The sequence below is a fragment of the Chloracidobacterium sp. genome (assembly GCA_016716305.1).
Taxonomy (GTDB): Bacteria; Acidobacteriota; Blastocatellia; order Pyrinomonadales; family Pyrinomonadaceae; genus OLB17.
Genome location: JADJWP010000002.1, coordinates 1,770,555 through 1,794,037, shown reverse-complemented (window position 1 = coordinate 1,794,037; position 23,483 = coordinate 1,770,555). Strand labels below are relative to the sequence as shown.

The 23,483-nt window shown below is 52.5% G+C and carries 23 protein-coding genes and 1 riboswitch; of the genes, 10 read left to right on the top strand and 13 right to left on the bottom strand.

All coding sequences use genetic code 11. The features are described from left to right. The first annotated feature begins 17 nt into the window (after nt 1-17). Nucleotides 18-887 (top strand): polyphosphate kinase 2 family protein, encoded by an 870-nt coding sequence (locus IPM28_10030; GenBank protein MBK9173326.1) that lies wholly within the window; start codon nt 18-20, stop codon nt 885-887. 52 nt (nt 888-939) lie between these two features. Then, on the top strand, nt 940-1,548 hold the full coding sequence (locus IPM28_10025) for a zinc ribbon domain-containing protein (protein ID MBK9173325.1): 609 nt from the start codon (nt 940-942) through the stop codon (nt 1,546-1,548). Between the two features lie 5 nt (nt 1,549-1,553). On the opposite strand, the gene IPM28_10020 is transcribed toward IPM28_10025, so the two are convergent. Continuing rightward, nucleotides 1,554-2,711 (bottom strand): PQQ-dependent sugar dehydrogenase, encoded by a 1,158-nt coding sequence (locus IPM28_10020; GenBank protein ID MBK9173324.1) that lies wholly within the window; start codon nt 2,709-2,711, stop codon nt 1,554-1,556. Nucleotides 2,712-2,906: 195 nt separating this feature from the next. Between IPM28_10020 and IPM28_10015 the strand changes: the two genes are divergently transcribed. After that, entirely contained in the window at nt 2,907-5,834 is a 2,928-nt protein-coding gene (locus IPM28_10015; protein ID MBK9173323.1) for a M48 family metalloprotease, read from the top strand. A gap of 78 nt (nt 5,835-5,912) precedes the next feature. Beyond that, nucleotides 5,913-6,023, top strand: a riboswitch (TPP riboswitch). Beyond that, on the top strand, nt 6,015-8,027 hold the full coding sequence (gene thiC, locus IPM28_10010; GenBank protein MBK9173322.1) for a phosphomethylpyrimidine synthase ThiC: 2,013 nt from the start codon (nt 6,015-6,017) through the stop codon (nt 8,025-8,027). Its footprint overlaps the riboswitch before it by 9 nt. Nucleotides 8,028-8,042: 15 nt before the next feature. Here thiC and IPM28_10005 read toward each other — a convergent pair whose 3' ends face one another. After that, complete coding sequence (locus tag IPM28_10005) at nt 8,043-8,693, bottom strand: hypothetical protein (GenBank protein MBK9173321.1); 651 nt, start codon at nt 8,691-8,693, stop codon at nt 8,043-8,045. Nucleotides 8,694-8,809: 116 nt separating this feature from the next. Here IPM28_10005 and IPM28_10000 point away from each other — a divergent pair, with 116 nt between their 5' ends. Then, nucleotides 8,810-9,004: a hypothetical protein gene (locus IPM28_10000; protein ID MBK9173320.1), complete on the top strand. Its 195-nt coding sequence runs from the start codon at nt 8,810-8,812 to the stop codon at nt 9,002-9,004. Here IPM28_10000 and IPM28_09995 read toward each other — a convergent pair. Continuing rightward, entirely contained in the window at nt 9,001-10,134 is a 1,134-nt protein-coding gene (locus IPM28_09995) for a M48 family metalloprotease (protein ID MBK9173319.1), read from the bottom strand. The two genes, IPM28_10000 and IPM28_09995, sit on opposite strands and share 4 nt — an antisense overlap. A gap of 332 nt (nt 10,135-10,466) precedes the next feature. Here IPM28_09995 and IPM28_09990 point away from each other — a divergent pair, with 332 nt between their 5' ends. From IPM28_09990 to IPM28_09980, 3 genes are all read left to right on the top strand, one after another. Then, nucleotides 10,467-10,829: a helix-turn-helix transcriptional regulator gene (locus IPM28_09990; GenBank protein ID MBK9173318.1), complete on the top strand. Its 363-nt coding sequence runs from the start codon at nt 10,467-10,469 to the stop codon at nt 10,827-10,829. Then, complete coding sequence (locus IPM28_09985; protein MBK9173317.1) at nt 10,819-11,604, top strand: hypothetical protein; 786 nt, start codon at nt 10,819-10,821, stop codon at nt 11,602-11,604. Before IPM28_09990 ends, IPM28_09985 begins: the two co-directional genes overlap by 11 nt. A 167-nt stretch (nt 11,605-11,771) precedes the next feature. Continuing rightward, nucleotides 11,772-13,280, top strand: a complete 1,509-nt coding sequence (locus IPM28_09980) for a cryptochrome/photolyase family protein (GenBank protein ID MBK9173316.1) — start codon at nt 11,772-11,774, stop codon at nt 13,278-13,280. A 129-nt stretch (nt 13,281-13,409) separates the two neighbouring features. Here the strand turns inward: IPM28_09980 and IPM28_09975 are convergent, their stop codons facing one another. Next, nucleotides 13,410-14,111: a sulfite exporter TauE/SafE family protein gene (locus IPM28_09975; protein MBK9173315.1), complete on the bottom strand. Its 702-nt coding sequence runs from the start codon at nt 14,109-14,111 to the stop codon at nt 13,410-13,412. A gap of 26 nt (nt 14,112-14,137) precedes the next feature. Next, nucleotides 14,138-14,911, bottom strand: a complete 774-nt coding sequence (locus tag IPM28_09970) for an SDR family oxidoreductase (GenBank protein ID MBK9173314.1) — start codon at nt 14,909-14,911, stop codon at nt 14,138-14,140. Nucleotides 14,912-15,016: 105 nt separating this feature from the next. Here IPM28_09970 and IPM28_09965 point away from each other — a divergent pair, with 105 nt between their 5' ends. Next, nucleotides 15,017-15,811: a class I SAM-dependent methyltransferase gene (locus tag IPM28_09965; protein ID MBK9173313.1), complete on the top strand. Its 795-nt coding sequence runs from the start codon at nt 15,017-15,019 to the stop codon at nt 15,809-15,811. A 48-nt stretch (nt 15,812-15,859) separates the two neighbouring features. On the opposite strand, the gene IPM28_09960 is transcribed toward IPM28_09965, so the two are convergent. The 7 genes from IPM28_09960 to IPM28_09930 form a co-directional block, all read right to left on the bottom strand. Beyond that, the gene (locus IPM28_09960; GenBank protein ID MBK9173312.1) at nt 15,860-16,114 is read right to left on the bottom strand and encodes a twin-arginine translocase TatA/TatE family subunit; all 255 of its coding nucleotides are present in this window, start codon (nt 16,112-16,114) and stop codon (nt 15,860-15,862) included. A 114-nt stretch (nt 16,115-16,228) separates the two neighbouring features. After that, a complete protein-coding gene (gene pip / locus IPM28_09955; protein MBK9173311.1) occupies nt 16,229-17,179 on the bottom strand; it encodes a prolyl aminopeptidase in 951 nt (316 codons plus the stop codon). Between the two features lie 79 nt (nt 17,180-17,258). Continuing rightward, the gene (locus IPM28_09950; GenBank protein MBK9173310.1) at nt 17,259-18,026 is read right to left on the bottom strand and encodes a hypothetical protein; all 768 of its coding nucleotides are present in this window, start codon (nt 18,024-18,026) and stop codon (nt 17,259-17,261) included. A gap of 73 nt (nt 18,027-18,099) precedes the next feature. Continuing rightward, entirely contained in the window at nt 18,100-20,031 is a 1,932-nt protein-coding gene (gene asnB / locus IPM28_09945) for an asparagine synthase (glutamine-hydrolyzing) (GenBank protein ID MBK9173309.1), read from the bottom strand. A gap of 3 nt (nt 20,032-20,034) precedes the next feature. Then, nucleotides 20,035-20,508 carry a DUF4375 domain-containing protein gene (locus tag IPM28_09940; protein ID MBK9173308.1) on the bottom strand — a complete coding sequence of 158 codons (474 nt, stop codon included), beginning with the start codon at nt 20,506-20,508 and terminating at the stop codon, nt 20,035-20,037. A gap of 152 nt (nt 20,509-20,660) precedes the next feature. After that, on the bottom strand, nt 20,661-21,011 hold the full coding sequence (locus tag IPM28_09935; protein ID MBK9173307.1) for a hypothetical protein: 351 nt from the start codon (nt 21,009-21,011) through the stop codon (nt 20,661-20,663). 17 nt (nt 21,012-21,028) lie between these two features. Further along, on the bottom strand, nt 21,029-21,994 hold the full coding sequence (locus tag IPM28_09930) for a glycosyltransferase family 2 protein (protein MBK9173306.1): 966 nt from the start codon (nt 21,992-21,994) through the stop codon (nt 21,029-21,031). A gap of 181 nt (nt 21,995-22,175) precedes the next feature. Between IPM28_09930 and IPM28_09925 the strand changes: the two genes are divergently transcribed. Then, nucleotides 22,176-23,168, top strand: coding sequence for a N(4)-(beta-N-acetylglucosaminyl)-L-asparaginase (locus IPM28_09925; protein MBK9173305.1), 993 nt, complete (start codon nt 22,176-22,178; stop codon nt 23,166-23,168). Here IPM28_09925 and IPM28_09920 read toward each other — a convergent pair. Next, nucleotides 23,159-23,482, bottom strand: coding sequence for an HIT family protein (locus tag IPM28_09920; protein ID MBK9173304.1), 324 nt, complete (start codon nt 23,480-23,482; stop codon nt 23,159-23,161). The two genes, IPM28_09925 and IPM28_09920, sit on opposite strands and share 10 nt — an antisense overlap. Nucleotide 23,483 lies beyond the last annotated feature (1 nt).

Genomic DNA, 23,483 nt, shown 5'->3' with positions numbered 1-23,483 from the left:
GATGTGAGCACGAAATCATGAACATTGACAAATTCAGGATAAAGGAAGGCGAGCAACTGGTGCTATCGGATCACGCGACCGATTTTACGGGCGTCTACGACGACAAAGATGCCGCAGTCGCGGATCTTCAAAAGAATATCCGGCGCATGACCGAGCTGCAGGACATGCTCTACGCCCAGGATATCTATTCGCTGCTGATCGTGTTTCAAGCGATGGACGCTGCGGGAAAGGACGGCGCGATCGAGCATGTGATGAGCGGCGTAAATCCGCAGGGTTGCCACGTCGTATCTTTCAAGCAGCCGTCAGACGAAGAGCTGTCGCACGATTATCTTTGGCGGCATCAAAAAGCACTGCCGGAACGCGGCCGGATCGGCATTTTCAACCGCTCGCACTACGAAGAAGTTCTTGTTGTTCGGGTTCATCCGGTCATCCTGCAGGCGCAGCATTTGGCTCCTGAGATCAAAAGCGACAAGGACATTTGGAAAAAGCGCTTTGAGCACATCCGCGATTGGGAACAGCATCTTGCCGAGAATGGAACGCACATCCTAAAGTTCTTTCTCAATGTCTCAAGAAAAGAGCAGAAAAAGCGGTTCCTTGAGAGGATCGACCAACCCGAAAAGAACTGGAAGTTCTCGGCAGGCGATGTAAGGGAACGCGGCCATTGGGACGATTATATGCACGCCTATACCGAAGCGATCGCGGCAACGTCGACCGACCTCGCGCCTTGGTACATCGTACCTGCGGACAGGAAGTGGTTCACGCGGCTAGCCGTGTCTGAGATAATCGTCAAAAAGCTGGAATCAATGAACCTGCACTATCCCAAGATAGACGAAAAGCAGCTCAGTGAGCTTTCGGAAGCAAAAAAGCTGCTTGAACAAGAAGGCTGAAACTTAGGCAGCGTCGCACTCGTTGTAACGATCTGAGGAGACCTGAACATTTATGTTTTGTCCGCAATGCGGTATTGAAGAGCTGCAGGTAAATCAGTTTTGCCGAGCGTGCGGAATTGACCTCCGACGGGTCCGCTTGGCAGTTGCTGCGCCGGATTCGATCACCGCATCGGCGGTCTCGGCCCGCGACGAGATCGGGCGGGCGGTCGCTGCAAAGATCCGCGAGACAAGGTCGGCGGAAGAACTCTCCGTCGTAACCGAAGAAGTATTGCCTGAGATCGAAAAGTTTCTCGAATCACCGGAAGAGAAGCGTCTGCGGCGAATGCGGAACGGGACGATTATTTCGGGTGTCGGCATCGGAGCTGCTATCGGCGTCTCGTTTATGAGCTTTTTCATGCAGGAAGACGACCTTATGTTCTTGGCGGTTTTAGGGTTTGTCGCTTTTTTTGTCGGCCTTGCGTTCATTCTCAACGGCGTACTTCTAACCGTTTCTCGAGCGACCCTTCCTGACCGCACGGCCGATGCCGACAGCCAGCGAGAGATCGATGCGGCGTACGAAATGCCAAAGAAGCTAGGTACACCGGCCGCCGCAGACCTGTTCCAATCGGTGACCGAGCATACAACGCGACAACTGCAGCAAGAAAAGAGGAAAAACAGCTGATCAGCTCAAGGCGTCTTTTCAACCGTGACGAGACGTAGGATCCGGTCGTCGTTTTTGTCCGGCGAACCCCTTCCGTCCCGATTCGAGGTTGAAAGATATAGAAAACCGTCCGGACCTTCGCCGACCTCGCGAACTCGGCCGAGATTTCCCACAAGCAGATTCTCTTGCTTGACCACCTTTCGGCCATCCAACACTACGCGGATCAACCTGGCTCCGCGGAGGCAGCCGAAAAAGAAATTTCCCTTGAATGCCGGCAGTTTCTCGCCGCTGTAAAACGCCGCGCTCGCCGGAGCACATGCCGGCGAATATTCGAGCAGCGGCGGCTCCAGCCCTGCCTGTGTCTTGGTGCCGTAGATCGTCGGCCAGCCGTAATTCTTCCCCCGCTCGACGATGTTGACCTCATCGGCCCCGCCGCCGCGGGCTTCGAAATGGCTAGGCCCGTGTTCGGTTTGAAACATCAGCCCCGATCCCGGCTGCCAGGCCAACCCTTGTGCATTTCGGTGGCCCGTCGAGAATATCTCGGGCCGGTAACCTTCGCGGCCGATAAACGGATTGTCTTTCGGTACGCTGCCGTCGTCATTCAGCCGGAGCGTCTTGCCGGCGAGCGACATATTGTCCTGTGCGAGATCCCAATCGGTCGCGTCGCCGGTCGTGACATATAACTTTCCGTCCGGTCCAAAGCGTGCACGCGTTCCGGCATGGTTTGGGGCCGCAGGGATCTTTTCAATGATCGCCATTGGCTCGGTAAATTTCTCCGCGACGAATTTAAATCGAACGACCTTCACATGTTTGCCATCCGCGTTATAGGCGTAGGCTAAATATACGTACGAATTCGCCGCGAACTGCGGATGGATAGAAACGTCCATCAGGCCGCTCTCGCCCGATGGTTCGACGTCAGGTACCTCGTAAACCGGTTCATCGCGCAGCTTGCCCTTCTGTATCATCCGCACTCGGCCCGGCCGTTCGGTAACAAGCATGTCGCCATTCGGCAGCCAGGCGAAGCCCCAAGGCACTTCCAGTCCCGCTGCAACCGTTTCGACTCGAAACTTAGATCCGTCCTGAGTCTCGAGAACAGCATCTTCTATGCCGCCGGACGGCGCCGCGTTTGTGCAGCCAATGAATAATACTGAAGCCAACAACGCTGAAACTGCGAAACTATTCATGATCATCGCCTCCCATTATATCAGACGTCGATGAGGACCCGTTCGTTTCCCCCTCTTGACAAGTCGCTGCAAACTCACAAAGCTCGCAGCTCCAAGAAAAGCTTGACACATTCGAATTCCCGAATAAACTGTCTCAAAGTCTTGCGAATTTGGTTTTACCTTTCGCTATCCCGATCAACGCATAAAATACAGAAATTGTTCACCATGAAGTCCGTCGTTCTGTTTCTTGTCGTAGTTCTTTCTGTTTCCTTCGCGTTCGGACAAACGTGCGATCCGCCGCAGATCGTTGCGAATGCGAGAACCGACAATATCTTCACACCCGAACAAGAAATGGTTCTAGGCGAGCTTACTTTGCAGAGACTCTCCACGGAGTTCAGACCTATTCGTGATCCGCAACTTCTTGCTTATGTCGAATCCATTGGAGCAAAGCTGCTCGAAAAGTTTCCAAACACCGGATTGAAATACACCTTTCACATAATTGAGTATCCGGAAGCGAACGCATTCAACATCCCCGGCGGACACGTTTTTCTTACTCGTAAATTGATTGGCTTTGTAACAAGCGAAGACGAGTTGGCAAGCGTTATTGCCCACGAATTAGGACATGCAGCGGTTCGCCACGGTGCACAGGATATTTCTTCGGCGATGAAAAGGGTCCTCGGTATTTCCACGCTCGGCGACCGAAAAGACATCGTTGACAAATATAATCGCCTTATCGAAAACGCTCGAACAAAACGTGCACCCGCACGCCGCGGCCATGAGAACGAACAACAGCTTGAGGCCGACAAGCTTGGCTTTTTTGCAATGGTTGCGGCGGGTTACGACCCGAATGCTTCATTTACTTTTTTCGACCGTTTGACCGAAAGCGACGGCAAGACGGGTAGTTGGTTCAGCGATCTTTTCGGAAATACGAGACCCGAAGAGAAGCGCTTGCGGGAGATCTCAAAGGCAACAGAACAGCTGCCGCAAACGTGTCGCGCCGGACGACGCGCCGATGGGAACGCCGCATTTCTTCAGTGGCAGGCTGACGTCGTACGGTTCACTGATGCAAAGCGAACGGAGATCCTTCCCGGCTTGATGTGGAGGAAGGAACTTGAGCCGAAACTGCGGAGCGATGTAAACAAGCTCAAATATAGTGCCGATGGAAAAAGGCTTTTGGTGATCGATGATTTTGCCGTCACAGTAATTGATCGTGAATCTGGTCGGGTAACAAATCAGATCCAGGCTGAAGAAGTATCTGAGGCCTATTTTGTCGGTGACTCTCAGCTTGTACTATTGACCGGCAATCTTCGATTTGAACGATGGGATCTGAATAGTAGCGAAGCTCTGGAAGTTCGCGAACTGGTGCTTCGGCGAAACTGTTGGGAGGAAAGACTTTCGCCAGACGGCAACTTTCTGGCATGTGTCGACCAGGCAACGAACATCAATGTGATCGAGACCAAATCGGGTAAACGCGTTTGGGAAAAGAAGGAATTTTATCCGCTTAATGTCTTCGAATACATCAGATGGCTCTCTCGCAGCAGGAGCGAAGCCGAAAATGGCGTAAACTTTTTCAGGATCGGTTTTTCACCAGATTCAAAACATGTTCTTTTCAGCCGCTCCAACAAATTTAGATTTCGATTTAGCCTTGACGGCGTTACATTGGACCAGTCAGAGAATACGGCGATCGCCGTCGATTTAAGGGCTCTGAAGCAAATTGATATTGGCGGTGATCTTAAGAAGATCGCCGCTCGTTCGTACGCATTCATTGACGAGAACCGGATAATCGGAAATACTGACGGAAAGCTTGAAGCGGGCGGGATCTTTTCGTTCCCGACCGGTAAACGACTGAAAAAACTCGAATTTAGTGGTGAGCATGTCGGATCAACGTCGGACCCCAACTACGTAACGATCAAGCCGCTTCAAAATGGGGCAACCGGCATTTTCGATATTTCCCGTTCAGAGATCGTTGCCGGGCTCATGAAAAAGGACATAGCGGTGATCAGTGGCGAGATCGCGTTTGAGGCAGCAAACGGAAAAGTGCTGATTCGAAAGGTCACTTACGACAGCGCAAAGAAGAGTCTTGAAGGCACTGATGTAGCAACTATCGATATTCCGGTCGGTGCGATGAGCGATCTACAGACCGCTGAAGTTTCGGACGACTTTGGATGGGCCGCTCTTTCCTCGCGATCGCGTGGCGGCGTATGGAACCTCAAGACAGGAGAGCGAGTGGTCTTTACACGCGGATTTCTGTCTGGCGTGATCGATGCACAAGGAAACAGTGTCGCTAATTTTCCAAAATTCCAGAACGAGAAACCGAGCCTCGCGTTACTGAATTCCAAGAGCGGCGAAGCTCAGTTATTGCGCTCACTTTCCGAGCATGGTGTTCGTCAATACGGAAGGTTTCTGTTGACCCGCACCAGATCTAGCTCCAAAGAAGACAAGAATCCGGCAAATTCGAATGCTCCACGTTCTGACGAAGAAGAGGCCGAGATCCGTCTTCAAAGCGATGTCAGATTCGAGATCAGGGACTGGATGCAAGACACTGTGATCTGGACGCGCGAGTTTAAGGGTACAGTCCCACGCTATTCCTTCGACACCTATTCGGGACGCCTTATGCTCTTCTGGCGTATCGCCTCCGACGAGGGCAAGGCCCGATTGAAAGAGAATGCAGAATTAAAGGCTAAAGCCGACAAACTTGGGAACAAGCAGGGCGACTACTTGATCGATGTGATCGACTCATTTGCCGGGAAAGTTATCGGAAGCCTTCTGCTGGAAACCGGCAAGGGGTCCTTCAGCGTCGGAAACGGAATATCGGAACGGGATTGGGTGGTCTTCAACGATTCTCAAGGCCGTGTTCTGGTTTACTCGCTTTCGGACGGGACGCTTCGCCATCGGTTCTTCGGAACGAAGGTGGCAATAAACCCGACAGCGAACCAGTTGGTCGTCGAGACTTTTCCTGGCGATGTTTCGCTCTACAGTCTCGACACGGGCGACAAGGTCATCGATTTTCTGCTAAAGGGCACATTAGCATTCTCGCGATTCAGCCTCGATGGAAAACGGTTATTTCTGTTTAGTGATGATCAGGTCGGATACGCGATCGACCTAACGAAAGTCAAGCCGATCGAACGTCCCGTGATCTTTTGATCTCAAATGCAATTGAATCAAACCGGGCCGTCGTGTATTCACGGCGGCCGCTTTTATTGCTAGTATTCTTCTACAGGCAAAAGTTTTCAGGGGAGTTCCGGTATCGGGACTGAGAGTTGTTCCTAATGAACATTACCCTAAAAACCTGATGCGGATAATACCGACGAAGGGAGAAAAACGATGAAAGCAAATGGTGTGATCAGCCCAAACGCAAGTAAGGGCAGTGACGAAGAGAATACGATTGAGCAAAAAACCAGCGACCAGGTAAAGCTGCCCGCATCACGCAAGGTCTACTTCGAGACAAACGGTTCAACTGTCAACGAACTCAAACACAACCTACGCGTGCCATTTCGCGAGATCTCGCTGAATCCGTCAAAGAACATGGACGGAAGCCTTGAAGAAAATCCCCCTGTGCGGGTTTACGACACGAGCGGGCCGTGGACCGATCCTGATACGAGCCACGATGTGCGAGACGGATTGCCGGCGTTGAGGCGAGATTGGATCGTCGCGCGAGGCGACGTTGAAGAATACGAGGGGCGCGCGATCTTGCCTCAGGACAATGGCTATTTGACGAAGGGTGCCGAGGAGATCGCAAAGGCGAATGAACGCGGGGCCCTGGAAGAATTCCCCGGCCTTCGCCGTGCTCCGCTCCGCGCTAAGTCCGGACAATGCGTGACGCAGATGTATTACGCTCGCAAGGGCATCATCACGCCCGAAATGGAGTATGTTGCTATCCGTGAAAATCTAGGGCATTCGGAACGATCGAGTCTTGCCGGCATCGCCGAGAGAAGCGATCGCAGTTCGCTCTTGCACCAACATAGAGGCGAGTCATTCGGAGCCTCGATCCCCGAGTTCGTGACGCCGGAATTCGTCCGCGATGAGGTTGCCCGCGGCCGTGCGATCATTCCCAGCAACATCAATCATCCTGAGAGCGAACCGATGATCATCGGCCGCAATTTTCTCGTTAAGATCAACGCAAATATCGGCAACTCGGCGGTCGCTTCGTCGATCGAAGAAGAGGTCGAGAAAATGCGGTGGTCGACGCTCTGGGGTGCCGATACGGTGATGGATCTTTCGACGGGGAAAAATATCCACGCGACCCGCGAATGGATCTTGCGAAACTCGCCCGTGCCGATCGGTACGGTGCCTATTTATCAGGCACTCGAAAAGGTCAACGGCAGGGCCGAAGACCTGACCTGGGAGATCTATCGCGACACGCTGATCGAACAGGCTGAGCAGGGTGTTGACTATTTTACGATCCACGCGGGCGTTCGTCTGCCCTTTATTCCGATGACAGCGAAACGCACGACGGGAATCGTCAGCCGCGGCGGTTCGATCATGGCGAAATGGTGCCTCGCGCATCACGAAGAAAGCTTCTTATACACACGGTTTAGAGAGATCTGCGAGATCATGCGGACCTATGATGTCGCGTTCAGTTTAGGCGACGGCCTGCGTCCTGGTTCTATCGCGGACGCTAACGACGAAGCTCAGTTTGCCGAGTTGGACACCCTAGGTGAGTTGACCAAGATCGCGTGGGAGATGGATTGTCAGACGATGATCGAGGGACCGGGCCATGTGCCGATGCACCTGATCAAGGAGAACATGGACAAGCAGCTCGAGGTATGCGGTGAGGCTCCGTTCTACACGCTCGGGCCGCTGACGACCGATATCGCACCCGGCTACGACCACATAACGAGCGGCATCGGCGCTGCGATGATCGGGTGGTTCGGCACCGCGATGCTTTGCTACGTAACGCCGAAGGAACATCTCGGCCTGCCGAACAAACAGGATGTAAAGGAAGGTGTGATCACGTACAAACTAGCCGCTCATGCCGCCGATCTGGCAAAAGGCCATCCGGGAGCGCAGTATCGTGACAACGCCCTTTCCAAAGCCCGCTTCGAGTTCCGCTGGGAAGATCAGTTCAATCTCGGGCTCGATCCGGAAAAGGCAAAGGAGTTTCACGACGAAACACTGCCTGCCGAGGGCGCAAAGCTCGCCCATTTCTGCTCAATGTGCGGCCCGCATTTTTGCTCGATGAAGATCACTCAGGACGTTCGCGAATACGCCGAAAAACAAGGTGTCGAGGCAGAAAAGGCGCTCGCCGTCGGTATGTCAGAAAAGGCTGCCGAATTCAAAGCCACAGGTTCCGAGATCTATCACGGCAGGATCGGCGGCGAGATCGATCACAGCTGAGCCTTCGGATAGGTCTTAGCGGCCGCATCGCGACTTGTCAACGACGCGTCCACCGCATTCGCAGTAGGGGCTCGCTATAGGCTGTCCGAGCATCGTATCTACCCACCGGCAAGCGGGATCAGGCGATGGCGGCTGCACCGTAGTTTGTTTTGTACACCCGGAACTGTAGACTCTCGCGACCATGACGAAGGTAGGATCATAAGGAACGGGAACGACTCGCACGAATAGCTGGGACGATCGGGCCCTGGGTGCGTCGATATCGAGATCAACGTACCAAAACGGTTGATTTCGATTGTCCTTCTTCGAGGGCGGATTCTGTACATAACGGTAAGGCTTCCACTCGTCGGTGCTGAGGCCGCGCGTCCAAATTCCGGCCTCAAAACTCCAGTAACTGCTGAAACGAAGCGAATATTTTCCCTTTGCATCGTCGGCAAGCGTGAAAGGGTAATGCAAGACCTTTGGAACGCCCGGAACGGCCGGCGAGTGTTCGCCGTCGCTGTTGACATTCCATCTCGTCTCCATTTCTGGTTTTGTCTGGCCATTGCAGAATATTCCTATTTGATCTCCACGATTTTGCGAATACACTTCGCCCACAAGAACGAAAGCGGCCGCAAGACAAAAAGCGAAGGCCAGTTCATTTCTTACTATTTCGATTGCGAACTTCATTTTGGCACCTCCGTAGGGTTCTCGAAATCTCGCCACTAGTCATGTTCATGGCCGGAAGCGCGAACATAATATCACAGTAGGTATAGGTTTCGAGCGGTTTGAGTACTGGCCATTTTGTGGGCGAAATCCCTTGGCGCGAACAGGTCAGGACGTCCGCGAATACGCCGAAAGACACGGTGCCGCTGCTGCGAATGTCCACCCAGTTGGAATGTCAGTCAAAGCGAAGGAATTTGTCGCTACTGCAGGCTCGATCTATCACGGGAATGTGCCCTGTGGGGCGGACGATCATCACTATATCGGAACGCGACTAATCATGTTTGCCCTTCAATTGATATTCATTGGCAAATGAGATGCGGGCAGCGTCTGATGGGTGAGAACTGCGAAAAAGCATAAAGAAAAGGCTCGGATCTGGCATTCGGAGCCTTGATCCGGAAGTCCAACTTGATACCATTTCCGCGAGCACATCGTTTTCTTGAGTCAACTCCAAACCATAGCGGTCCGCTTCAAATTCGACGTGCTGCCTGAACGCATTCACCGGCGGCAAAGCAGCTATATACAGGGCGTTCAGGACCAAGATCATCAAGGGCAGAGCTGCAGCCTGGCCGAGGAAGCTGAATCCCAGCTGATCAGAATATCTTCGAATTATCGCGCGGCAGATACGATCCGTTAGCCAAAGGCCAGCCAGCAATATGATCGTGAGGACCAGCCAGCCGAGAAGGTTATCGTCTTTGACGAAGTGTTTTGCTTCATGTGCTACGGTTTGGACCGTCCAGCTCTCGGGGTAATTACTAAGCAGCCCTTCGTTCAGTAAAATCAATCGCGTCGGTCCGAGCCCCGAGACATGAGCGATCTCACATTTATCAAAAGGTTCACAGTTCTCCAAGACTATGGAATCTCTCGGAATGCCGATCTGTTCGGCAAGGCTGGATACTGTGATCTCTAAGGGCGATTGCCCAAGCGGTTTGTGGCTGAAAGTGAAAGGTTCTATCAACAAAAAGAAAAGAAACAGAAACGAAAAAACACCGGCCGCCCAAAGCCACCAATTCCTCGGATTTCTGTTTATCAGCCAAAAAACAAACAGACTCGCTAAAATTGAGAAAACGATCGGTGGCAGCGATGACATGAATTGCTCGAAGATCCACTGCAGAACGGGCAAGCTCGGATCGTTTTCAAGCTGATTTCGAGTGATAGTTCGGATCCGTTCTAAAGGCAATTGAATCAGAGAGTTAAGGACGAAGAAGATCGCGGCGAAAATAACGAAGGTAGCGTATTTTCCAAACTTCAGGAGCTTGTTTGAGATCCGCGTCCCCAGTCCTAAGATCAGGAAAAGTACCGGGAGCACTATTGTTAGCGTTTGGTTTATTCCCCACGCAAGATTGCTGATGTTGTGGAAGGCGATGGCTTGCTCCGTTGGTGCAGGAATTGCGACCGGACCTGCCAATACTGATAAAACTGAAAGTTGGACAATAGCCGCAATAGCGAATATTCGCGGCCGGGAAAAAGCGGCTGTAACAGCAGATATTGTTTGAGGATCCCTCATAAACGTACCCGTCTGACCATATATCCCGCTGGTCAGGTTTTTTTATTCCTGCGAATATCGAGGAAGGAGGTTGTGGACCTTTAAGCAGCAGAATTGTTGCGGGATTGCCCAAGATATCAGGCGAGCATCACCGAGTTTCGTCCAGCGAATGCGAACCGATCAAGCCTTCGTCATTGCCGATACTTAAAATTCGTTCTTGACAAACTATATCCGCGACGGATATAGTGCTTTTTATGTTTGAGAAAGAAAGTAAACGATCCCTCACACCCGCAGTCTTTCATATTCTCCTTGCGCTTTCGGGTGGAGAACTGCACGGATACGGGATCATGAAACAGGTCAGGGAAGATTCGAAAGGCAAAGTCAAAATGGGTGCCGGAACTCTATACGGCTCGCTCAAACGGATGCTTGAAGCGAAGTTGGTAAAGGAATCGGAGAAGCGGATCGACCCTGAACTCGACGATGAGCGGCGAGTTTATTATCAGATAACCGGCGATGGCAAAAAGGCACTTTCGGATGAACTTGAGCGTTACAGCAGTATCGTTACTTTGGCCAAGAAACTAGAACTGCTCCCTAAAGCGTTTCGGTATGAAGTTTGAAAAGGAAGAGACCTTTGCTCTTTACAAACGGCTGATCTCCTTGTATCCGCGGGATTTTAAGGAACGATTCGGCGAGTCAATGGAGCAGACTTTTAGTGACCTGTGTAATGAACAATCGAACGTGAAAGGCAGGCTCTCGCTGCAATTCGTGGTTTCGACGTTTGTAGAAACATCGGCAGGCGTTGTCAAGGAGAATTTGGATAAAGTAAATGGAGCAAATCCAATGAACTATTGGCTTAAGAATGTTGTAATAGCTGGCCTTATTAGCTTCTTTTTAGCGGTGCTTTTTACTTTCGGAACATTTTTTTCTGACAATCCCGGAAAGCAGTTGAGCGAGTTTTCCTTTCCTGTTTTGGACTTTTTCAGGGGTTGGCTGATCCAGACCATAGTTTTTACCTTCATTGTCAGCGGGTTGCGTTCAGGAGAATCAGTATCAGCGAAAAATTTGGTCACAACATTGGCTGCAGCGGGCGTTTTCGGTTTGCTGCTGATCGCACCGTTCGCGTTCATGGAATATTGGAACAATCCCGTAATTCAGTCCGGAGAGAGCCCCTTTCCCCTTATGCTCTTTCTCGGACTATGGCTCACGCCGGTCATGCTCTTCCTGGTTGCAACGCCGATCGTGCGAAGCTTTTGGTCAGGCGCGTCCGTTCTGGAGCGTCCGATCTCATTGGCATTGCGGATGTTATTTCTGCTGTTTCTGTCGTTATTGTGGCTGAATCTAATCAGAGACCAGATGCCTTGCTTTCTCGGCGGTGTGCCGGGATGTGATTGACCGCAAAGCGAAACTTCGACGGGGCACCGCCAAGGCTTGGCTCTGTTCGTACCGGTTCGCGCAATGCGATCTGATAACGAACGCCGGCTGTAAAGTGTGGTTACCGTATTTCGCTATTTCGTTGAAAAACCTTCGAAGCTCTTTTCCGATCTTTGAGCATTGTGAATATGACGAAAGCAACAGTGGTGTTTCCTCACCAACTTTTTGAAAACAACCCGGCGATCGTCAACGATGCGGATATCTTCATAGTCGAGGAGTATCTGTTTTTTCGGCAGTACAATTTCCACCGTCAGAAGTTGAAATACCATCGGGCGTCGATGAAGTTTTACGAAGCACATCTTCGTGGTCAGAGCTTCATTGTCACCTACATCGAATCTGCCCAACCGCTCGCTGATGTGCGTGCGTTGATGCCGCATTTGATCGAGAACGGTTACAACGAGGTCCATTTCTGTGATGCAGCGGACAACTGGCTCGAAACGCGAATTTATGAGTACGGTGATCGGATAAGACTCGTTGAATATCAAACCCCGATGTTTCTGAATTCGAAGGATGAGGTGGCCGCCTATTTTCGATCAAAGAAGCACTATTTTCAGACGGATTTTTACGTCCAACAACGCAAGAAACGGCGGATACTCCTAGACACAGACCAGAAGCCCGTTGGTGGCAAGTGGAGTTTCGATGCCGACAATCGGCTGAAGTATCCGAAAGGCAAATCTCCGCCGGATGTCGAATTCCCGCCGCAGGATGGGTTTCAGGCAGAGGCAGAAAAATACGTCGAGACACATTTCGGCGCGAATTATGGCGAATTGACCAGAGATATAGTCTATCCGGCAACTTACGAGGGAAGCCGAAAATGGCTCCGACAGTTTCTGGAAAGCCGATTCGTCGAATTCGGAGATTATGAAGACGCAATTGTGGCCGGCGAGCGGCTTTTGCATCACAGCCTTCTTACGCCGATGATGAACGTCGGTCTGCTGACGCCGCATGAGATCATCGAAACAGCGATAAAATTTGCGGGCGAAAATGACGTTCCGCTAAATTCGCTCGAGGGGTTCATACGACAGATAATCGGATGGCGCGAGTTCATTCGCGGAGTTTACGAAGTCGCAGGTTCGCGTGAGCGGACGACCAACTTTTGGGGGTTCACGCGAAAGATACCGCGTACCTTTTGGACCGGCGAAACCGGGATATTGCCGCTTGACCTGACCATTAAGAAAGTCCTTGAAACGGGCTACTGCCACCACATAGAACGGCTTATGGTCATCGGTAATTTTATGCTTCTTTGTGAATTCGATCCTGACGAGGTCTATCGGTGGTTCATGGAATTGTTCATTGACTCCTACGACTGGGTGATGGTGACGAACGTCTACGGCATGAGCCAGTTTGCAGACGGCGGCCTGATGGCTACAAAACCCTATATCAGCGGCAGTAACTATTTGATGAAAATGAGCGATTTCCCCAAAGGTGACTGGCAGACGATCTGGGATGGGTTGTTTTGGCGATTTATGGATGCTCACCGCGATTTCTTTCTACGAAACCCCAGGCTCGGAATGCTCGTCAGGACCTTCGATAAGATGTCGAGCGAGAAGCGGTTTTCCCACTTGAAAACGGCTGAAGCCTATTTGGAATCCCTTGAGAACCCAGGCAAACTCGCCGGCAAGATTTCTATCGACTAAGATCTTGCCTAAATACCGATTGCGGGTGGTGTCCGCTGTAAAGCAGCTCTCACGTGAAAATTGGGTGCAGGTCGATCACTTCGGGCGTCCTACGGACCGTATTTTCGCCTGCTCCGTTGAGATCAAGAATTAACCCTGGATCAACTTTTCATGTACGAGAATTGCTCCCCATACAAGGCTGAATAGTCCTGCGGCGACCTTCAAAGCATTGTTGACCATACTGTAGCGACCCTCAGTCAAATACAGCGGCAGACCCATGAGGAAGCTCATTACGACCATTCCGAGGATCGATCCGACCCCGAAAATTACGATGAATATCATCGCGGTATATGGCGATGCGATCGTGGGCAGAATCAGGAGCATCAGTCCGGCGCTTCCGGCAAGGCCATGGACCATGCCGACAACAAGGGACCGGGGGCCCCGGTGATGCGATTCTTCAGACTCTTCGGCTTCGTGAACGTGCGGGTGATTATGCACGTGGCCGTTGTGCTCGTGAGTGTGCAAATGTAGTCGGTGGGAAAGAACGACCTTGCGGAGGACATTCACACCCAGAATGAACAGCATCACCCCGACCGCGGCCTCAAAATAGCCTTCAAGGGACTCGGAAATCGAGATCTTGAGGAATACAACCAATGCGCCGACCACGAAAAGCGATATCGTATGGCCGATGCCCCAAAGCCCGCCGACGAACGACGAACTTAGCAGACTTTTTTTGTCGCTCACGATCGCCGAGACAGCCGCCAGGTGATCGGCATCGAGTGCATGTCGGAGTCCGATAAGAAATCCGAGCAGTAGTACCGCGAACGAAGATGCTTGAGCGTTTAGTTCCATACTGTTCAATGTTGCTCCGCGATGGATCAAACCGTCATTCCGCCATCGACGGCGATCGTCTGTCCCGTAATGTAGCTGGACGCGTCTGACGCCAAAAATACGGCGATACCTTTGAGTTCGCCTTCCTCCCCGACGCGCGGGATCACATTATTTTCCTGGATCGACCGCTCGTAGATGTCGATCACTGCGTCCGCCAGCCGAGAATGAAAAAATCCCGGAGCTATCGCATTCACGCGAATGCCGCGTCGACCCCAGCTTGCAGCAAGTTCGCGGGTTAGCCCGATCAGTCCTGCCTTGCTTGCAACATAACCGGCATAAAATGGGCCATTTGCTGACGACGTCTGACCCGCTATCGAGGCAATATTGATGATCGAACCGGAATTTCGTTTCAGCATCTCGCGGCCGGCGGCCTGAGCCATCAGGAAACACCCCGTCAAATTTACATCCAGGACCTTTTGCCACTTTTCGAGCGGCATATCTTCGGGCATCGCTCCCCAGGATATCCCGGCATTATTGACCAGAATATCGAGCCGCCCGAAGATCTCGACCGTCCGTTTGACGACAGCCTCGACATCGTCGGGAACCGAGACGTCGCAGACCATTCCCTCAGTCCTGAAGCCGCGATCCCGAAACTCACTGACCGTCTCATCAAGCCACTCCTGACGGCGGGCACAGAGCATGAGATCCGCTCCCGCCTCGGCAAGGCCTTCGGCGATCTCACGGCCGATGCCGCGTGAGCCGCCGGTTACGATCGCCGATCTGCCGGTCAGATCGAAAAGTTCTACAACATTTTTGCTCATATCGTGTTACGCCAGAAGCAGCTCTTCAAGAGTCCGAGTCTAGCACAATGATCACTCTAATCACCGCTGATGGACTGCGCAGTTGTGTTGCGGTTAAATACTATTATGGCGAAAACACAGCGGGAACTCGCATTTCTTCGCGATCTGTACATTACCGACGATTGGACCCGCCGGTTTACCGAACTGGCCGATAAGCACGTCGATCTGAAGAGGGTTGAGAACCTTTTGTATCTGAATGCGGGAACCGGCAGCCATTGTTTTGAATTGCGAGAAAAACTCGGCGACGATGCCGCCGTGTTCGCTTCGTGTGAAAACGAGGATCTGCTCACCATAGCGCGTGACAAAGCGATCGCCCTCAGATCAGACGTAGATTTTTCGACCATCCGATTCGAAGATGACGCATTTGATGTGGTCATCGCCGATGCGAGTTTCGTTTCTCCATCTGAGCTTTTTGCGCTTATTCAAGAAAGTACCCGTGTGGCCAAACCCGGTGGCCGGGTCGGGGTGATGATTCCTGCTTCTGGTAGTTTTGGTGAGATATTCTCGCTGCTATGGGAAGTTATGTTCAACGAGAGCATCGGCAGAAATGGGGCCGAGACCGAAGAATTGGTGACCCAGTTACCGACGGTAGCGAACATTGAGAAAATGGCCCATGGTGCCGGGCTGACCAGGGTCGAGACAAGATCGGCCGCGGAGGTCTTCGAATACGATGACGGAGCCGCCTTCGCTGCGTCGCCGCTGATCATCGATTTCTTGATGCCGGGATGGCTGAATGGTCTCGAGGAAAACGAAAAAGAGCAAGTTATCGATAAACTTGCTCAACTCATCGATGACGAAGACGGGCCGCTCTCGTACCGATTTTCGGTAAAGGCGGTGCTTTTGACGGGAACAAAGCTCTAGGAACGGCAGTCGGGCAGACAAAGTGTCAGTCCTGTCGGCATGGTCTGCCTAAGATTGCTTTGCTTCCGTCCGCCGCCGAAGCTCTTCGGCGATGGCCTCGTCACTCAGCTGCGAGATCTGCGGAGCGGCCGCCGACGATATCTGCTTTTCGGCTCTTTCTTCCTCTTCAGCCTCGCGCATTCCTTCCTTGAATGCCTTTCGCGATTGACCAAGTGATTTGGCAAGCTGAGGGAGACGTGACGCACCAAAAAGCAAAAACAATACCGCGACGATCAGGATAATTTCAGTAGTTCCGAAATTCATAATGTTGTTCTTCAGCTGACCGGTACCGGCACCGGACGCGAATCTTTAGAGATCTTAGCCGTCAGTCCAGATTAGATATTAACGCGAATTGAGGGAATTTTCACTCTATTTATCTCACTTCGAGGGCCTGAAGCGATCCATCGCGTCAACCAGGGCTGATGTAATGCCTTTCTCCGAAACTGAATGGCCCGAATCGGGTACCACGATGAACTCAGCCTCGGGTAACGCCCGATGGAGGTCCCAAGCAGAGGTTATCGGACAAACGACGTCATATCGGCCCTGCACGATAACGGTCGGAATACCGCGGATCTTGTCGACATTCTCAAGCAGATAATTATCACTCGGGAAGAAAGAGCCGTTCATAAAATAGTGACATTCGATCCGTGCCAGACTCAAGGCCTCATGCTCGCCTTCCCAATGGTCCATCAGGTCTTGATCAGGGTAGAGTTTGGACGTTGCACCTTCCCAGGTACTCCACGCACGCGCCGCGGCCAGCCTGACTGTCTCGTCGTCGCTGGTCAAGCGTTCATGATAAGCCGTGATGAAATCGCCTCTTTCGTTTTCGGGGATCGCATCACGATAACGCTCCCAAAAATCCGGAAAGATCTCGGACGCGCCGTATTGATAGAACCAGGCGAGTTCCTTCTTACGCGTCAGGAAGATGCCGCGAAGCACCAATCCTAAACACCGGTCGGGATGATTTATCCCATACGCGAGACTCAGCGTCGAGCCCCACGAACCGCCAAAGACGTACCATTTGTCGATGCCGAACTTTTCCCTCAGGGCCTCAATGTCGTTGATCAGGTCCCAGGTCGTGTTTTCTCTAAGCTCTGCATGCGGCGTTGATCTGCCCGAGCCACGCTGGTCGAACAAGATCACATGATATGCCTTCGGGTCGAAGAACTGGCGGTACATCGGGATCAGCCCGCCGCCCGGCCCGCCGTGAAGGAAAACGACAGGAACGCCTTCGGGATTGCCCACACGCTCGTAATAAACGTCGTGGATATCCGACACCTTCAGCATGCCCGAATCAAAGGGCTCGATCTCTGGGTAGAGTGTTTTCATATACTCGAATATAACTTAATTAGTGGTCCAGCAGAAAAAGCCTTTACATATCTAGAGGGATCCAAAGACTATACATCCCCTAGTTTGTTCCGATTACGGAGAACTTCAAGGGCTTACCCGCCTTATCGACGCCATCGATCTCCAAGGTCAGTTTTTGAAGAAAGATCTCAACACCTAGAGTCTCAAAAGTCCGGAACTCGCCGATCGGACGGCTTAACCACTTTGCCGCTTGTTCAATGTATTCAGGGCAACATTGTTCGTACCGCGCTCTATCACTCCTCAATAAGTTGGTGAAGTATTCCTTTTGAGTACGATATGAGATGGGTTTTACTTTTTCAAAGTATTCATCTTCCAGCGAACGCAGGAAGTCCTGTTCACTTTGAAAGCCAAGCTGCTCATAAACCTCTATGACATTTTCCCTGTCCTTGTAGAATTGAGGAATCTGAATTTCGCTATTCCGAATTTCGAGAGCAGTCCACTCTGTTTGATGTGAGAGATCGAGCGGACTAGCTCGGACGTCATCAGTCAAATATTGAAGGAAGCCGAGTTCGAACCGGATTCGCGCGGTCAGTCCACTGAGTTGGGACCTTTCAACTCGAATTGTACTTCCGTCGATTCCTGTATACGTCCGTTGTTCGATCGTCGCCGTTCGTGCCTGCAAATTCACATAGAAATCGTCCGCGTCTACATTGCCGAACGAAAGGCCAAGTTCGGGGAATTCTATTAAAATGCCACTTTTTTCTAGAACTGGTGAGGGTGCGGGCGTCTGTTCCGATTGAAAAGGGATTTCGGATGCTTCTGGACCGCGGCAACCAACATATACGAGTACAACCGCAATTACTATCAATACTCTCCGAAGGTGTAAGTGGTACATTTTCTCATGACCTCTGTCGAACCAACTCCAACATGGTTCACAAGGCTTAGCGAATAAAATTTTCACACCAAAGCTGGAAAACGAGCAACGTCCAGAGTTCCTTGTGATGCGAAGCCGCTCCAGTCTCGTGTTCCGTTATTAGCCTTTCCACGTAATCTACGTTGAACAGCCCCTGTTTGTTCAGCCGCTCAGGCGCGAGCATGTCGCGCATCAGCGGGTTCAGGCGGCCTTTCAGCCATTCGGCGATCGGGATTCCGAAGCCTTTTTTGGGGCGGTGCAGGATGTCGTGCGGGAGGAGGTCTTTCATCGCTTCTTTGAGGATGACCTTGCCGCTTTTGCCTTTTAGTTTGTATTCGACCGGGATCGACGCAGCGAACTGGCCGACTCGCGGGTCGAGGAACGGAGCTCGGGTTTCGAGGCTGACGGCCATGGCGGAACGGTCGACCTTTGTGAGGATGTCCTCGGCCAGGTAGTAGTTGATGTCGGCGTACTGGGCCTTTTCGATGATGTCACGAGCGTCGGACGCGTCGACCAGCTCGCGGACGCCGCGATAGATGTCGGCTTTGGTCTGGGCGAGGACATCTTTTGTGAACAGCTTTTCGTGCTGCTCGACCGCGAACGATCCGAACCAGCCGTGATGCCGCGTGATCGGGTCGTTCTTTGCCGAGCGGACAAAGCGTTTCGCCTTGTAGTCGAACGACATATTACTCGTCGAAACCGGCAGGGCGTTGACGACCGGTTCGATCAAACCGGAGCGGACGAACGCGGGGATCGCGTTGTACTTCGCCGCCAGGGTGTGTGCGTAATACATCGGGTAACCCGCGAAGAGCTCGTCGCCTCCGTCGCCGCCGAGGGCAACGGTCACGTGTTTTCTGACGAACTGAGCCAGCAGAAACGTCGGTATCAGCGAACCGTCGGAGATCGGTTCGTCCAGCCATTTGCCGATGTCGGAGATCAGATCGCCGGCAGTCGCGGCCGAAAGTCTCTCTTCGTAGTGATCGGTGTCGAGGTGTTTCGCTACCTTGCGTGCAAATTTCGATTCGTCGAACGAATCTTCTTCGAAGCCGATAGAGAATGTCTTGACGCGTTCGGTCGCGTGCTGCGTTGCGAACGCGGCAACGGTGGATGAATCGATCCCGCCGGAGAGCAATATTCCAAGAGGCACGTCGGAAACCAGTCGCATCCGAACGGCATCGGAGAGCAGATCGCGGAGCTCTCGCGCCGAGTCCGTCAAACTGCTGTTTGACGCAGAGCCCGAACCATTAGACTTGCTCGGCAATCTGAAGTTTGTCGGCCTCCAACTGATATCCCAGTATCGACGAGTCCTTACTTCGTCGTTCTCCACGACAAGCACATGTGCGGCGGGCAGCTTGTGGATGCCTTTGTAGATGGACATCGGGGCCGGAACGTAGTCGAACGAGACGTAGTGGCGCAGCGCGTTTAGGTCTAGTTCCGGCTTGACGGACGGGTGGGCGAGGATCGCTTTCGGTTCGGAGGCCCATATGAGCTTGCCGTCAAACACGCCGTAATAAAGCGGCTTTTCGCCAAACCGGTCGCGGGCGATGATGAGTTTTTTTCGCCGCGAGTCCCAGAGCGAAAAGGCGTACATGCCGTTTATGTGATCGATAAATGCATCGCCGAATTTCTGGTACAGGTGGGGCAGTATCTCGGTATCGCTTTTCGTGACGAACTTAAATCCGTCTTTCTCCAACTCCGCACGCACCTCGCGGTAGTTGTACAGCTCGCCGTTCATCATCACGACGACCGACCTGTCCTCGCTAAACACCGGCTGGTCGCCCGTCTTCAGATCGATGATCGACAACCGCCGCATCCCCAACGCGACCGTCTCATCCGTCCACAACCCCTCCGAATCCGGCCCGCGATGCACGATAGTCTCACACATCGAGTGCAGCACCGCCTCGGCGTTTTGATTGGGTTTGGTTGTATCCAGGTTGATCCAACCTGCTATTCCGCACATTTGCTAACTATCCGCCTTTACCACGAGATTCTTTAATGCAACCGTTAAACGATCCTCGTCGTGAAGCGGTGGAGCTCCCGGAATTTTAATAATTTCGTAGAATCTGTCGTCCAACAAGAAAAATGGATTCCATTCTGAAGGTTCATCGCCTGGAATCGCTTCAAGAAATGCTTGTCTTGCTTCTCTGTCACGTGGAAAGTCAGAACCAAATACCAGCATAGCTTCCTTTACAAGATCGGCTACATCGTCGAGTCCGAGTTCTTGAAAATTATCAGCGGCCTCTGGCGCGTTTAACCCCGAACTATTGTCGAAATACTGATGAAATCCACCGTTATAGACCTCAGCAGTGAGATTTGAAGTTGAATAGATCACCTGTTGGACGCGTGTAAGCCTACGATACCAAGCAAGGTTCTCATCAACGTCGTCCGTGAGTGGTAGGTCGTTCCATATTCCCGCTAGCGGATCTTCAGTTTCCATACGAATCTATTTGAATCCGATCTTCTCCCTCACCGCATATATCGCCTTGTCCTGTGATTCGTGGTAGGTGCCGGCGAGGAGTTCGGCTAGGCCCAGCGTCGTCCGTTAGGTCAGCTTTTTTCACGCTTTTCCAACCTGCTATCCTACAAATACTAAGTCTGGTTCGCGGCAAAGAAACGACGCCACGCGTCGAGCTCCACATTGATCAACTCCAGGACAATCGCTTTGTTCGGAATACCTCGCTCTTTCATTTCCATAGCAACCGACGTTGCCCGCAGTTCCCAACCCCGGCTGGTAACTGCCTCGCGATAAAACTCGGCGATTGAAAACTCTTCACCAATGTCGAAAAAAGCAAAGGCGGCTGCGTGATAACCGGCGAAAAAAGAACGTACGAGTTCAAGGTCGTCATCAGCCCCAAAATACATTGCGGGGCGCTTCAACATCGCCTCATGTTGTTGGATGATCTTCTGAGCCATAACAGACTTGTCGATTGTTCCACTCACAATTCACCTCTTACCCCCTACTGTTCGCTATTGAACCCGATCTTCTCCCTCACAGCATAGATCGCCTTATCCTGCGATTCGTGATACGTCCGCACGAGCAATTCGGCCAAGAGGCCCATCAGGAAAAACTGCACCGAGATCGCAAGCATCACGACGGTGATTATCGGCAGCGGCGTAAGTATGAAGGAAACGTCGTATCCGAATTTCAGGACGAGCGCCCAAACGCCTGCGATCATTGAAATCAAGAACGCGATCGTGCCGAATGCGCCGAAGACATACAGCGGCTTGGTGTGATACTCGGCCATGAACTTAATGGTTATCAGGTCAAAGATAACCTTGATCGTGCGTGAGATGCCGTACTTCGATCGGCCTGCAGTACGGGCATGGTGGTCGACGGGAATCTCGGTCACGCGGGCGCCGGCCCATGACGCATAGATCGGAATGAAACGATGCATTTCGCCATAGAGTCTTACGTCTTTCAACACGTCGCGGCGGTATGCCTTTAGCGAGCAGCCGTAATCATGCAGATGAACATCGCCGATCCACGAAATGATCCGATTTGCGATCATCGAAGGGATCTTGCGTGAGACCATCTTATCCTGCCGATTGCGGCGCCAACCGGAAACGACGTCATAACCTTCGTCCAACTTGTCGAGCAGGCGTTTTATGTCGGCCGGGTCGTTTTGCAGGTCGGCGTCCATCGGTATCAATATCTCGCCTTTGGCGGCATCGATGCCGGCCGACATCGCGGCGGTCTGGCCGTAGTTTCTCCGCAGCGAGATCACCCGAACGCGATCGTCGCCGGCCGCAATTTCGCGCAAGATCTCGAGAGATCTGTCGGTCGAGCCGTCGTCTACGTAAATGACCTCGGCCGTCTTGCCCAGAGCGTCAAGCGCAGCGGCGATCTTGCCGTGCATCGGGCGGAGATTGTCCTCCTCGTCAAGGACGGGAAGGAAAAGCGAAAGCTCGGGGGCCGCGGTCATTTTTACTATTTCGTTCGAGCGCATGGAATTAAACGTGACAAACTCTATAATCTAGAACTTTCACGCAAGAAAATACAGTTTGCTTGATCGGGTTTGTGCGTAACCCGCTGATCGTATTGAAGAAATCGAAAGTATGGATCGTCGAAGATTTTTAGAACTACCGCTTGCCGGTATCCCATTGATGCTTGCCGAAAATGCAGTCGGACAGGTTTCATACGATATCCGTTCGACACTGCGTGTGAAAACGCCGGTCGTTATCTCGACCTGGGACAGCGGCATCACGGCGAACAACGGCGCGTGGCCGATATTGCAGAAAGGCGGTAAAGCTCTGGATGCGGTCGAGACCGCCGGGCGAGCCGCCGAAAGCGAGCCGAGTTGCTGCGTCGGGCTTGAGGCGTTTCCCGACCGCGACGGTAGGGTGACGCTTGATGCCTCAATAATGAGCGGAAATGGTGATTGCGGAGGCGTTTCTTTTCTGGAACGGATCAAGCACCCCGTTTCGGTCGCGAGAGCGGTGATGGAAAAGACACCGCACGTTCTGCTATCGGGCGAGGGAGCACAAGCGTTTGCGGTGGCGAACGGTTTTCCGCTTGAGGACGGCAGACTCTCGCCCGACGCTGAGAAAGAGTGGAAAGAGTGGCTTGAAAGATCAAAATACAAGCCGATGATAAACATCGAAAACCGCCGCACCGTCTCGAATGTCGCGCCGCCATATCGGTTCGACGATGGTTCGTTCAATCACGACACAATGGGCACGGTCGCGATGGACGCAAGCGGCAAATTGGCCGGAATGGTCACAACAAGCGGAATGGCATTCAAAATGCGCGGCCGTGTTGGCGACTCGCCGATAGTCGGGGCCGGACTTTTTGTTGATGACGAGGTCGGAGCGGCGACATCATCGGGCGTCGGCGAAGAGGTTATCCGCATCTGCGGCACGCACACCGTCGTCGAGCAAATGCGGACGGGCCGCTCGCCCGAGCAGGCTTGCCGTGAGGCCATCCGCCGCATCGTTAAGCGAGACCCGGCGAAGGCAAAGGAGTTTCAGGTCGGTTTCGTCGCCCTTTCGCGTCGCGGCGAGATCGGGGCATTTTCCATCCAGAAGGGATTTACCTATTCGATCACGAACACGGAGCATCCGAACGGAAAAGTGTTCGCGGCGAAGAGTTACTTTTGAAGTTGGTCGCCGGAGTTTACGTGAAAGTGAAGGTGCTTTGAATCCTGGTATTCGCCTACATTTGTCAGCACCCGCGCAGCTCCGGTTTCTGCGTGAACCTTTGCCGCGACCACTTTGATCACACTAAACAATTCGAGCAGCAGATCGTCATCGACCTCTAAAACCGAAGAAACATGCTGCCTCGGAACTACGACGATGTGCACCGGCCAGAACGGCCGCGTGTGGTGATAGGCAAGGACATTCGCGGTCTCGTGCACCTTCTCGACCTGCGTCCTTCCTGAAAAAACCTCATCGCAGTAGAAATCTTCGGACATA

Coding starts and splice junctions, on each gene's coding strand:
- IPM28_09930 (MBK9173306.1), bottom strand. CDS start 21,994: ATGACCGCGGCCCCCGAGCTTTCGCTTTTCCTTCCCGTCCTTGACGAG.
- IPM28_10005 (MBK9173321.1), bottom strand. CDS start 8,693: ATGAAGTTCGCAATCGAAATAGTAAGAAATGAACTGGCCTTCGCTTTT.
- IPM28_09990 (MBK9173318.1), top strand. CDS start 10,467: ATGTTTGAGAAAGAAAGTAAACGATCCCTCACACCCGCAGTCTTTCAT.
- IPM28_10030 (MBK9173326.1), top strand. CDS start 18: ATGAACATTGACAAATTCAGGATAAAGGAAGGCGAGCAACTGGTGCTA.
- IPM28_09940 (MBK9173308.1), bottom strand. CDS start 20,508: ATGGAAACTGAAGATCCGCTAGCGGGAATATGGAACGACCTACCACTC.
- IPM28_10020 (MBK9173324.1), bottom strand. CDS start 2,711: ATGAATAGTTTCGCAGTTTCAGCGTTGTTGGCTTCAGTATTATTCATT.
- IPM28_09965 (MBK9173313.1), top strand. CDS start 15,017: ATGGCGAAAACACAGCGGGAACTCGCATTTCTTCGCGATCTGTACATT.
- IPM28_09920 (MBK9173304.1), bottom strand. CDS start 23,482: ATGTCCGAAGATTTCTACTGCGATGAGGTTTTTTCAGGAAGGACGCAG.
- IPM28_09925 (MBK9173305.1), top strand. CDS start 22,176: ATGCTTGCCGAAAATGCAGTCGGACAGGTTTCATACGATATCCGTTCG.
- IPM28_09980 (MBK9173316.1), top strand. CDS start 11,772: ATGACGAAAGCAACAGTGGTGTTTCCTCACCAACTTTTTGAAAACAAC.
- asnB (MBK9173309.1), bottom strand. CDS start 20,031: ATGTGCGGAATAGCAGGTTGGATCAACCTGGATACAACCAAACCCAAT.
- IPM28_10025 (MBK9173325.1), top strand. CDS start 940: ATGTTTTGTCCGCAATGCGGTATTGAAGAGCTGCAGGTAAATCAGTTT.
- IPM28_09985 (MBK9173317.1), top strand. CDS start 10,819: ATGAAGTTTGAAAAGGAAGAGACCTTTGCTCTTTACAAACGGCTGATC.
- thiC (MBK9173322.1), top strand. CDS start 6,015: ATGAAAGCAAATGGTGTGATCAGCCCAAACGCAAGTAAGGGCAGTGAC.
- IPM28_09960 (MBK9173312.1), bottom strand. CDS start 16,114: ATGAATTTCGGAACTACTGAAATTATCCTGATCGTCGCGGTATTGTTT.
- pip (MBK9173311.1), bottom strand. CDS start 17,179: ATGAAAACACTCTACCCAGAGATCGAGCCCTTTGATTCGGGCATGCTG.
- IPM28_09970 (MBK9173314.1), bottom strand. CDS start 14,911: ATGAGCAAAAATGTTGTAGAACTTTTCGATCTGACCGGCAGATCGGCG.
- IPM28_09975 (MBK9173315.1), bottom strand. CDS start 14,111: ATGGAACTAAACGCTCAAGCATCTTCGTTCGCGGTACTACTGCTCGGA.